Source organism: Wolbachia endosymbiont of Litomosoides brasiliensis, assembly GCF_013366805.1.
In the GTDB taxonomy this organism is placed as follows: Bacteria; Pseudomonadota; Alphaproteobacteria; order Rickettsiales; family Anaplasmataceae; genus Wolbachia.
Genome location: NZ_WQMO01000002.1, coordinates 1 through 11,894 on the forward strand (window position 1 = coordinate 1; position 11,894 = coordinate 11,894).

The 11,894-nt window shown below is 34.7% G+C and carries 7 protein-coding genes and 2 pseudogenes; 2 read left to right on the forward strand and 7 right to left on the reverse strand.

Features of this window, described 5'->3' with window-relative positions; all coding sequences use genetic code 11:
* Nucleotides 1-1,489, reverse strand: a pseudogene (gene carB, locus GO684_RS00575) (carbamoyl-phosphate synthase large subunit); the annotation flags it as partial.
* Nucleotides 1,490-2,043: 554 nt separating this feature from the next.
* Here carB and GO684_RS00580 point away from each other — a divergent pair.
* Nucleotides 2,044-2,283: a hypothetical protein gene (locus tag GO684_RS00580; RefSeq protein ID WP_175938138.1), complete on the forward strand. Its 240-nt coding sequence runs from the start codon at nt 2,044-2,046 to the stop codon at nt 2,281-2,283.
* Nucleotides 2,284-2,889: 606 nt separating this feature from the next.
* On the opposite strand, the pseudogene GO684_RS06120 reads toward GO684_RS00580, so the two are convergent.
* Nucleotides 2,890-3,055, reverse strand: a pseudogene (locus tag GO684_RS06120) (N-acetyltransferase); the annotation flags it as partial.
* A 64-nt stretch (nt 3,056-3,119) separates the two neighbouring features.
* A complete protein-coding gene (locus GO684_RS00585; protein ID WP_175938188.1) occupies nt 3,120-4,226 on the reverse strand; it encodes a D-alanyl-D-alanine carboxypeptidase family protein in 1,107 nt (368 codons plus the stop codon).
* Nucleotides 4,227-4,462: 236 nt separating this feature from the next.
* Here GO684_RS00585 and GO684_RS00590 point away from each other — a divergent pair, with 236 nt between their 5' ends.
* Nucleotides 4,463-4,678, forward strand: coding sequence for an LbetaH domain-containing protein (locus GO684_RS00590; protein WP_246228163.1), 216 nt, complete (start codon nt 4,463-4,465; stop codon nt 4,676-4,678).
* Between the two features lie 526 nt (nt 4,679-5,204).
* Here GO684_RS00590 and GO684_RS05890 read toward each other — a convergent pair.
* From GO684_RS05890 to GO684_RS00610, 4 genes are all read right to left on the reverse strand, one after another.
* The gene (locus tag GO684_RS05890) at nt 5,205-5,360 is read right to left on the reverse strand and encodes a hypothetical protein (protein WP_410543301.1); all 156 of its coding nucleotides are present in this window, start codon (nt 5,358-5,360) and stop codon (nt 5,205-5,207) included.
* Between the two features lie 103 nt (nt 5,361-5,463).
* Nucleotides 5,464-6,870 (reverse strand): PleD family two-component system response regulator, encoded by a 1,407-nt coding sequence (locus GO684_RS00600; protein ID WP_175938139.1) that lies wholly within the window; start codon nt 6,868-6,870, stop codon nt 5,464-5,466.
* Nucleotides 6,842-7,138, reverse strand: coding sequence for a Sec-independent protein translocase subunit TatB (gene tatB, locus GO684_RS05685; protein WP_175938140.1), 297 nt, complete (start codon nt 7,136-7,138; stop codon nt 6,842-6,844). The genes GO684_RS00600 and tatB overlap by 29 nt, the downstream gene beginning before the upstream one ends.
* A 5-nt stretch (nt 7,139-7,143) precedes the next feature.
* Nucleotides 7,144-11,874 carry an NAD-glutamate dehydrogenase gene (locus GO684_RS00610; protein ID WP_175938141.1) on the reverse strand — a complete coding sequence of 1,577 codons (4,731 nt, stop codon included), beginning with the start codon at nt 11,872-11,874 and terminating at the stop codon, nt 7,144-7,146.
* Between the last annotated feature and the right edge of the window lie 20 nt (nt 11,875-11,894).

Genomic DNA, 11,894 nt, shown 5'->3' on the forward strand with positions numbered 1-11,894 from the left:
CATCTGAAAATCCCATCTTTTTTAGTTCTAATATTTCGTGCGCGGTTTCAGGCAAACCAGTTTCTTTAATTTTTTGTTCAGCCAAGATGATTTGCTGTATGTTCTGCAAAAACCATAAGTCATACCCTGTAATTGAATTTATCTCTTCTATACTAATCCCATGACGCATTGCGTCAGCGGCAATTAGTAATCTATTTGGCAACGATTTTGCTAATTGGGATTTTATGTGATCAACATCCGTGTCATGAGAAAACACCTCATCAAGCCCTGTAAGGCCAGTTTCAAGTGAGCGGAAAGCTTTCTGTAGTGACTCATTAAAAGTACGACCTATAGACATTACTTCTCCCACTGATTTCATGGAAGTTGACAGTTCGCAATCTGTTCCCTTAAATTTTTCAAACTCAAAGCGAGGAACCTTAGTAACAACATAATCAATCACTGGTTCAAATGCAGCAGGTATAGTTGGTACACAATTGTTGCGTATTTCATCAAGTGAATAGCCAACAGCAAGCTTGGTTGCAATTTTTGCTATGGGGTAACCTGTTGCCTTTGAGGCAAGCGCAGAAGAACGAGAAACTCTTGGATTCATTTCAATTACAACAAGGCTTCCATCTTCTTTAGGATTAACCGCAAATTGGACATTTGCACCACCTGCACTGACACCAATTTCTCTAAGTACTGCTATAGATGCATTTCTCATTTGTTGGTATTCTGCGTCACGCAGAGTCAAGGCAGGAGAAACGGTAATGCTATCACCTGTATGGACTCCCATGGGATCAATATTTTCTATCGAGCAGACTATTATACAGTTATCTTTGCAATCGCAAATAACTTCCATTTCGTATTCTTTCCAGCCGATGATGGACTCATCTATCTGAACTTCATTTATCGGTGAAACTTTCAAGGCACCCTCCGCAATGTTGAAAAACTCCTCTTTATTGTACGCTATGCCACTACCTGTACCACCGAGAGTAAATGATGAACGGATGATCGCAGGTAACCCTACATAGTCGAGAGCTTCCCTTATTTGTTCTTGATCTTTTATAATGATGCTTTTAGGGTATTTTAGCCCTATTTTATCCATAGATTGGCGAAATAATTTTCTATCCCCTCCGCTTTTTTAATTGCTTCTCTATTTACGCCAATTAGCTTTACGTTATATTTATCCAATACCCTATCATCTACAAGTTTCATTGCACAGCTCAAAGCGGCTTGCCCGCACATTGTTGGCAATATTGCATCTGCCTTCTCTTTAATTATGATTTCTTCTATGATTTCAGGCAGTATAGTTCAATGTATGTTGCATCCTAAATTTAGGACCCGTCATTATAGTTGCAGGATTGGAATTAACGAAAATGACCTTATAATCCTCGTTCCTTAATACCTTGCAACTCTGAGTTCCGGAATAATTGAACTCGCATGCCTGACCTATAATTATCGGACCTACTCCTATTACTAGTATAGATTCTATATTTGTCAGTTTTGGCATAATTATAATAATGATTTCTCTCTAGGTAATGTTATCAATCTTTCCTATACATGTGAATTTTTACTAGTCTTATGGACACCACTTCAAGCCCACAACTATACGAATATCTTAATTTAATAAACAGGATTTAAGTAGCTCATAGAAGTGCAAAAAGTTACTTGACAAACTTCGCCGGCCCTTATGGAAATGTGGTGTTTAGGCCTAAAATTTATCTTTAATCTTTATTTTAAGTGACAAAGGCCTAGTATTAAACTAGGCTTGTTATGTTTAATTCTATAGATAGTTCATTTTTTTATAAATTTTTGTCTACATTAGCTTAACCTTGTTTATTAAGTAATATAAGGGAAAACCGAACGCCAATTTTGAGAGAACAGTAGACAACTCACATTGCGGGGTTTCTTTTGTCTTTTTAGTTAAAAATCTAACTAATCTTATTTTTTATAGAAAAATTGCTTGACAAATTTCTGCATTCCCTTTACCCCAAGTTATGGGTATTTATACTAATTCTCATTGTTAGTGGGTAAACCAAAAAGCATATGTTGTTTAATTGCGGAGTGAGAAAGAGAGGTAATAAATTTGTACAAGGCGCTCTCAAGCAAAGCAATTGTGTTACAGCCTTTATAAGGCTTCTCATGTTCTTAAATATTGTGACATTAATAGAAAAAAGCCTCCGTAGCAAAAATATGTTGCATTTCAAGAACAGCATTGACTACATGGATAAAGCGCCTGAAATTTGGAAGAGAAGTAAGATTGTTTACTCCCCCCAGTGTTGTAGAAAAACTAGATTGAATTAGAGTCAATTTAGACAAGTCGAAGTATGAATACAAGAAAACCTTAATATTACCACTAAAAAAATTAGAATAAGAATTCTAAGAAAAATTTAGCTTGAATGCAGCAAGTCTACAGTAATACACAAAAAATGAAGTTTTCGTACATTACGCCAAGACCAATTCACAATGAACAAGATAAAAGTGGGTGGGAAGAGTGCAAAAAAAAACATGAATGAGACTATTGGGTAAGCATCCTAAATAAGGGTTATCTTTCTTTAATGAATTGTGGGTTAGTATGGGTAGTGTAAAGATGGCGTTAGAACACAGGTTGAAGTAAAATTGAGTAGACGCAAAATTTTTATCTTTACAGTGTAGTTAATCCTAGAAATGGAGAGAGTTCTAACTTATTTATACCAGATTTCAACACTGATTGTATAAATATATTTCTTAAACAAGTGTTACAATATTTAAGAACACGAGAAGCCTTTCTTGTCATAGATTATACTAGTTGGCATAAGTCAAAAATTTAAATGTGCCTAAAAATATCGAGACTATATACCTATCACCATACTTACCTGGGCTCAATCCTATTGAGAGACTTTGTTGTTATGCAAAACAGAACATTTTGCATATATCAGCTCCATAATAATTAAGAATGAATGCGTGCATTGGCTTTTCAATAGTTTTTGTTTCTAGCTTCAAACGCTTGAACCTTAACGTAGTTGCCGTATTTCTCCTGAATTAACTTTGATGTCCAATTTACATTCTTGTTCCACCACTTCTTTGCATGAGGTGTTTATGGCCATGAATTTTCTTAAGTGTATTGAAACCGGTATTTTCGGTACAGGTGATATTAAAACTTAAAACAACATTCTAAAGAGCTTTTCTATGTAGTTTAATTCCTGTACGTCATTTACTGCATAAAGTGGTGTAGTTTGCTGCTCGACGCCTGGTATTTCTATAAAAATTTTGCCTACTTCTTGCCCCTTTCTAATGGGTGCAGGTATTATATCTTTATGTTCGACACGCACCTTAATTTTATCACGCAGATTGCGATTATAGGTTATGGTGATGTCGTTTGCAACTGTAACAGATACTTTTCTCTCCTTTCCGTATAGAACATTTATTTCCTCAACTACACTATCCTTAGCAAATATTTTCTTAGTATTAAAATGATTGAAGGAATACTGTATTAGCCTTTTTGCTTCTTCTATTCGCTCTTTTTCAGTGTTTAAGCCATTTACGACAGCGAAAATTCTCCTATCGTTTCGTTTTGCAGAAACTACAATACCGTAACCACCAGTGTTTGTGTAACCGGTCTTTAAGCCATCAACTCCAATATCGTGAAAAAGTAAAAGATTTTTATTTTTTTGTGCGATGTTGTTATATGTTAGATATTGTTCAGAGAATAAGTCATAATATTCAGGGAAATCAATGAAAATCCTTTTTGCTAGTACTACCAAATCTTTTGCACTCATAAAATGATCCTCATCCGGCCATCCACTTGAGTTGACAAAATAACTGTTGCTTAGGTTCAAGTTTTGTGCAACTTCGTTCATTTCAACTACGAAACCCTCTTCTGATCCGGCAATGCCCTCAGCTAGTGTTATGCAGGCATCATTACCTGAAACCGTTGCAATTCCTTCAAGCAGTTCTTTCACTGTAACGGATTGACCTTCCTTTAAAAACATAGAAGAGCCTTTTCTTTCCCACGCTTTTCTACTTACTTGAAATTTATCATTCATATCTATTATTCCAGCTTTTAAATAATCGAAGGCTACATATAAAGTCATTAGCTTGCTCATTGAAGATGGAGCCATCTTTTCGTCGGAATTATGTTCAAAAATGAACGAGTCTGAGGCTAAATCTAAAACTACTGCTTGCTTTGCTTTAGTTCTAAATTGATATGAATGTGAAGAAAAAGGAAGCACAAAAACTAACAGCAGGATTACCAATTTGCCTAATATGTTCATAATTTCAAATGTATTGTGCACTAGTTAATAGTATAATTTTATATGCGTATTTCAATGAAATTGGGATAAAACTTTCATATGCATGATATAATAGATTTTGTATAACTGCTGCAGATATAATGTATAACTGTAAGCTCAAACATTTTAAAATATAAAAGCTGTGAGCCAAAAATAGGAGAGAGCGAGCATTTGGTTTAATTGTGTGATCGGGAGATGTTGGGTCAATCAAAATGGGTGATGGAACAAATATTCAAGGTGGTGCGGCAATTCATGTGGATAGAGACCTTGGTGGTGCTACAGTTATTAGCACTATGGTAATAGTAGGGCATTTTTGTATGTTACACGCGTGCACAGTGTATGATAAAGCATTTATTAGTATGGGTTCTATTGTGATGGGTCATGCAGTTATAGAGCATGAAGCTATAGAAGTTAAACATATTACATAGTCAGCACAAAATTATATTATGTTGCTAAAGGAATACAAGAATTAAAGGTTAAAAACATGCGTATCAAGTTAAAATGAGATGGAAAGGCGAAGGCATCATTATAGCTGCTAATACCAACTCTCATTATAGAATTGTTTAATTGTGGAATGAGAAAGATCGGCAATAAATTTGTACAAAGCACTCTCAAGCAAAGCAATTGTATTATAGACTTTTCGTGTTCTTAAATGTTGTGATATTTGTTTAAGAAATATATTTATACAATCGGTGTTGGCATTCGGTGCAAATAAGCTAGAACCCCCTTCATTTCTAGAATTAATTACACTGTGGAAGTAAAAATTTTGTCTACCTGATTTTACTTTAACCTGTGTTCTAAAGCCATCTTTGCACACCTGCCTCCAACTTTCGAATGTGTGACGAACCGCGATTCGTTAAAGAAAAGGAACTCTTATTCAGGATGCTTACCCAATAGTCTCATTCATGTTACTGTAGACTTATTGACATTCAAGCTAAATTTTTCCTAAAATTCTTATTCTAATTTTTTTAGTGGTAATATTAAGGTTTTCTTGTATCCATACTTCAACCTAGTTTTTCTACGACATTGAGGGGAGTAAACAATTTTACTTCTCTTCCAAATTTTAGGCGCTTTATCCATGCGGTCAATGCTGTTCTTGAAATGCAACATATTTTTGCTACGGTTGATTCCACAACTTTTTTATCCAAGAATTTTGATTTTAACTACATTTAAACCTCGCTATTTTACTTATTTCAGCATGGCTTCTTTTCTATTATTGTCTATCCGTTCCTTGTAAAGTGGGAATTGGTATAACTACCCTATTTCTGCCACTATTTTTTGCTTTATATAAATATCCATCAGCGCGTACTATAAATTTTTTAATATTATCAAGATCTGATTCTTGCATCTCTGCAATCCCAATGCTCACAGTTACATTGTGTGTTATGTTCTTATCCGAGAGTATAAAAGGTTCTGTAGCAATAATTTTACGTATCCTCTCTGCAACAACGTATGCATCTGGTATATTGGTATCTGGCATTACAACAACGAATTCCTCACCGCCAAACCTAGCTAACAAATCCGTCACTCTAATGTTTTCAGAAATTCTCTTCTGTATTTGCTTTAAAAGCTCATCCCCGGCACTATGTCCAAAATCGTCATTTACTACCTTAAAATAGTCTATATCTAGTATCATAAGAGATAATCTTCTATTCTTTTCTACAGAGTCTTTAACAATGTTTCTTAAGTGTGCGTCAAAATATCTTCTGTTGTAACAGTTAGTGAGTGGGTCCTTTATGGACATTTCTGCATTGTTAAATAAGTTCATTCTCAAGGCATCTTGGTATCTCTTGCGTTTCACTTGTAAATTAACTCTTGCTATTAATTCACTTTCATCCAGAGGCACTGTTAGATAATCATTGGCTCCTACATCGAGTGCTTTTACTAAGTTGTTTTTATTATAATCTTCGGAAAGGATCAGAATTGGTGTATATCGTGTTTCTACTTTGCTACGAAACTCAGAACACAAACGTAGTCCATCAGTTTTTAAAAATTGCATATCGGAAATAATTAGATCATAGTTATCCTCAATACTAACCTTCAATGCCTCCATTGGATCGTTCAGTATGTTAATTGATCTAAAGCGTTGCTTTAGTATATTATGTATCTGCTCTGCTTGAAAGATATCCTCATCTACAACAAGTATGCTGGAATCAAAGATCTGATTAGAATAGTCCATAATACTGCTTCCTGCTACCCCACCAATCTCAGCATTAGTTTCTCCTCTTAAGCGTAGTTCATCTATAACCATCTTTAAGCGTGTGAGAGACTTAATTCTTGCAGATAAGGCAGTTTCATCTATTGGTTTAGTTAGGAAGTCATCTGCGCCAGCGTTAATGCCTTGCACTCTATCGTGAGTGTCATGTAGTGCAGTCACCATGATTATTGGAATATGGGTTGTTAAGGGGTCGCTCTTTAAGTTCTTACAAATTTTAAAGCCGTTTATTTTTGGCATCATGATATCGAGTAATATAATATCAGGCTGCTGCTTTGTCACTAAATTTATGGCTTCTTCACCATCATGAGCTATAATAACCGTGTAGTACTCTGCTTTTAGTCGAGCTTCTAAAAGCTTAACATTAGATAGTACATCATCTACTACTAGAATCCTCGCTGTCATTACCTTTAGGTGTATTGTCTATGTTATAAGCAGGATAAGGTTTGCCATCCTTACCAATTATATAATTTACTTTCTCAGTGTTATACCCCTTATATAACTCTTCGATTCCCGCATCTTTCAATAATCTCCTAGCTTTTGATTTTATGATCATAAGATACCTATAGATATTTTTAATAAGGTCAATGAATACAGGTACCTTATTTTTATCAAGAACAATTATACTAACTAGAACTACAAATAGAATTTCTGAAAGACCTATACTAAACATTTGTCTTACAAAGCAAGTACTTTAATTCTTCTAATTATAAATATTAATTTGCTTAAATCAAGTTTGGAAGCAACCATCTCATCTAAAAAACTGTTGTAACGTTCTATGCAATCCTTATCATTACGAGCCCAAGTTTGAACCTTATCTTCGTAGTTATTAGTAGCTTTTATAACTTTGACGGCTAGCTCATAGTGATAATGACTTAAATCGTCCAGTAAATCGTTAATTAGACTACGATCCCAATAAGAGGAATGACTTTTCATCTTAATAGCAATTATCCTAATCAGGTCAAACCTCAGCAGTGATTTTAACTCAAAGTATATTTTACCAGCATCAAGGGTAGACAAGGACGTTTGCTCAGCGATAGATATGACATCAAGTGCATAAGCAAGAACGCATAAATCAGCAGCTTTTTTTGCTAGATCTTTATTTATATTGAGTTCTGCTAAAAAAGAGGATTCATGGTTATAGGTTTTTAATAGGTGTTCGTCTAGAACTTCAGTTAAATTCTGGCCTAAAGTTTCAATTGCATCTTTAAACTTTGTAATGTTAGCTTGCTCTGCAAAGCTAAGTTTATCGAGATTTTTTGCTAACCAAAATGATACTCTACCGATAAATTTCTGCACATTTCTTACTATTTGTAAGTATGAATCAATATTAATCTTTCCGTCCAATTTGTCAATTTCTTGCCATAAGCTATTTAAACTGTATAAGTGGTTAACAACAATATAAACATTTACCGCTTCATACACTTTAATTCCAGTACTTTCAACTAGATTATTAATAAATATACATCCCATCCTATTCACTACATCGTTTACAATACAAGTGGAAATGATTTCTCTGTGAAGTTGATGTTTTAATATGGAATCCTTGAACTCCGTGACCATCTTTTGTGGAAAGTAATTTAATAAATAATCGTGGCATAAGAAATTTTCAGGCAAGTCAGAATGTATAATTTCATTTTTTATTGCTGTTCTAGAATAAGACATTAAAACAGAAAGCTGAGGAGAGCTAAAACCCTCTGCCCCAGTTAACATTCTTGCTATTTCTTCATCTGCCGGAAGAAACTCCACACTTCGGTTTAATAGCCCAGATTTTTCCAAACTGAGTAATAACCTGTGGTGCTGTTCCAATCTCTCTTTGGCTTGTAAGCACTCAAGAAGTAATGCTTTTGTTTCAATTCTGTTGTGGTCTTCAAGCACCTTAGATGCAACTTCATCCACCATGCTAGCCAGTATTTTGTTCCTTTTTTCCAAAGAAATGCCACCTCCTTTCATAACTGAGACGAATGCAATTTTAATATTAACTTCAAGGTCAGAACATATTACTCCTGCTGAATTGTCAACAAAATCTGCATTAATATATCCACCTCTTTTAGCATATTCTATTCTTCCAAGTTGCGTGCAACCAAGATTGCCACCTTCTATAAACATAGAAGCTCTAATATTCTCGCCATTCACTCTTAATTCGTCGTTTGCTTTATCACCAACCGTACCGTGGCTTTCACTCTTTGCTTTAACAAAGGTGCCAATTCCTCCATTCCATATGAAATCCACTTTTGCTTTCAACAGATATCGAATTAAATTACTTGGAGGTAATGTGTCTTCCATTATATCAAAGCACTTTTTCATTTCTTGAGAAATATTGACTTGCTTGCTGCTGCGTTCGAATATTCCACCGCCCTGGGAAATCAGATCTTTGTTATAGTCTATCCAAGTTGAAAATGGTAACTCAAAAAGGCGTTTACGTTCTGCAAAACTCTTTTCTGCATTAGGATTTGGATCAACGAAAATATGCATGTGGTTAAATGCGCCGATTAAACGTATATTTTTTGAAAGTAGCATACCATTTCCGAACAGGTCACCAGCCATGTCTCCAATTCCAACAACAGTCACGCCTTGGTAAATATCCTTATTCATTTTCCAAAAGTGCCTCTGTGCTGCAATCCACGCTCCCCTAGCCGTAATACCCATCTTTTTGTGGTCATAACCTGCTGATCCACCAGATGCAAATGCATCACCAAGCCAAAAATTATACTCATGTGCTATTTGGTTGGCATAGTCAGAAAACGAGGCAGTGCCTTTATCTGCTGCAACTACTAAATATGGGTCATCTTCATCGTATCTAACTACGTTTTCTGGTGGGATTATTTTGCCATCAACTATGTTATCAGTAATAGCAAGCATGCCTCTAATAAAATCCTTATAGCACTCAACACCTTTTTTCCTTAAGATATTTTTATTTTTGTACACTTTCTTTATTACAAATCCACCCTTTGCACCGACAGGGACGATAACTGCATTTTTCGTCATCTGAGCTTTCATAAGGCTCAAAACTTCGGTACGAAAATCTTCTGTCCTATCTGACCATCTTAAACCGCCACGTGCTAATTTCCCTCCTCTTAAATGTATTCCCTCAAACAGGTTTGAGTAAACATACAATTCGCGGTATGGACGCGGATCTGGCAGACCATTTATTTTACTTGAATCAAATTTTATAGATAAGCGGGATTTATCGTCTTGATAGTAACTGGTCCTTAAAATAGCCATTATCAAGTTAAATATTGAGCGTAAGACGTAATCATGCGAAACATTGCTAATCTCTTTTAAAAGTTCCTCTATTTTTTCTCTAAAAATGTTTGTAGTTTCTACTCTATCAATATCTATGCTAGGATCAAATCTTACATGAAATAGCTGTATCAAATACTTTACTATTTTTGGATACTCTGAAACTACTTTTTGAATGTATTCTGGGTTATAGTTAAATGATGTCTGCTTCAGGTAGGCACTTAGCGCTCTAACTAAAAGTACTTCTTTCCATTCAAGACCAGCAATAATGATTAAGCTGTTGAAATAATCATTTTTAATTTCCCTTCTAAACACCTTCGCAAGCGTCATTTCAAATTGTTCTTTAAGAGTAATGTTATCTATCAATTCGTCGACTCTTGATAACACAAAATGGTGTATCCATATACCACCGTTGATTTCTATATAATAACCATTATGGGATAGAATTTTTGCTCCTAGATTCTTAGTGATTCTTAATATCTTCGACAATTCAAGGCCTCCATTGCCTAGAGTGTAAACTTTTAACTGATAATTGAGATTATCGTGAGTAAGCCTTAAATCGACCTCGCTAACTCCTTTCTTCCTCACTGTCTCTAATTTTTTCATGTCATAATATGCATCGTGAGGTTCGAAGCTCTCTTGATAGCTTATCGGAAATGCCTTGCAATAACGGATGAATATATCTTCAACGGTGCTAAGAGTGTTATATAAATTATCTATAAAACGGTCTTCCCATTTTTCTGTGATGTTTCTTAGCTTGTTTTCGATGCGCAAAACTTCATCGTCGAAAACACGAGCATCCTTAATCTTTAGCACTACGTGCAACTTCATTAAATCATATTCATTGATAATGTGATTGTTGTAAATATCTGAGCTTGCTGCGTTTATTTCATCCTTTAATATATCGCGTATATTGAACATTAACCTGGCGCTTGCATAACGCATCGGTATCAGCACTATGCAACTAATAAAGTCCCTTACTTTTCTTAAAAACAATTTGACTCTTGGCCTAATTGCAAGAGACATAATTGAAATACAAATCTTAAATAACTCGTCCTCATTTGATTGGAATAGCTCATCACAGGAGAATGCTTGTAAAATAGAAATTAAAGCTTTATTATTGTGGCCACCAGGTAAAAATCCTGCTCTCTTTTCTATTGTTTTAACTTTATCCTTTATTAATGGAATAGTTCGAATATCTTGAACCTCTGCTATAGAAGTGAATAACCCGAAAAAATGCCGTTCCTTTGCTACATGACCTTGGTTGTTAGATTCTTTTACACATATACAATTCATGTATGTACGCCTATGAACTATTGAGGTTAGGTCTGATCTTAATATGTATAAAGGATATAAGCCTTCAGAGAAGATTGATGAACTCTGATACTCTTGGCTTGTTTTCATTAATCCAAGATTTTCTTCATCATTGGAAACGAGCTTTCCATCTTTGTCCGCAATACGTTCTTGATAACCTAAAAATACGAAGTTGTTGTTTTTTAGCCAAACTAAAAAATCTCCGCCTGATGTCATTTTAGTGTAGGGTGCTAGTGGGACCTCAGTGTCAACTACTTGAGCAATGGAAAGAGAATTTTTTGCCTCATCAAGTCTCTTGAGCATCAATGGCCAGTCTTTTACAACACAATTGACTGCCTTTAGTGTTTTTTGCAGGGACTTTCTTAATATATCAACAAAACTATTACTTATGCCTTTAATAATTACATATATCACTGACTCCTTGATACCATTATCCTCTTCTAAATTACAAATTTTGTTGATCAGGCCACTTTTTCTTTGTATATTAATTATACTATTACTATAGTAGCATATAGATAGGTCATGCGACTTGATGGTAGCAATAACAGAGTCAACCAAGAAAGGCATGTCGTTATTTATTACCTTGATTGTAGTGAAATCACCTTCTATTCCTGGTATATCACTTGCATTACTTACCATCAATTTGCTTTCTTCTTTTTCTTTCTTGAAGATAAAGCTGTATGCATCTTCTGCAATGTATAAAAGAAATTTGTCATTAATCTTTAGGTTACTATTATAAACAAAATTATAAAAGTACCTGATAAACTCTTTAACTTTTGCCTTTTCTTTCTGGTTTTCTTGATTAACTAGCTTAAATAAAGACTCAGTGTTAACATTGTAATCTACACACATTTTTTTAAACGAAAATATAC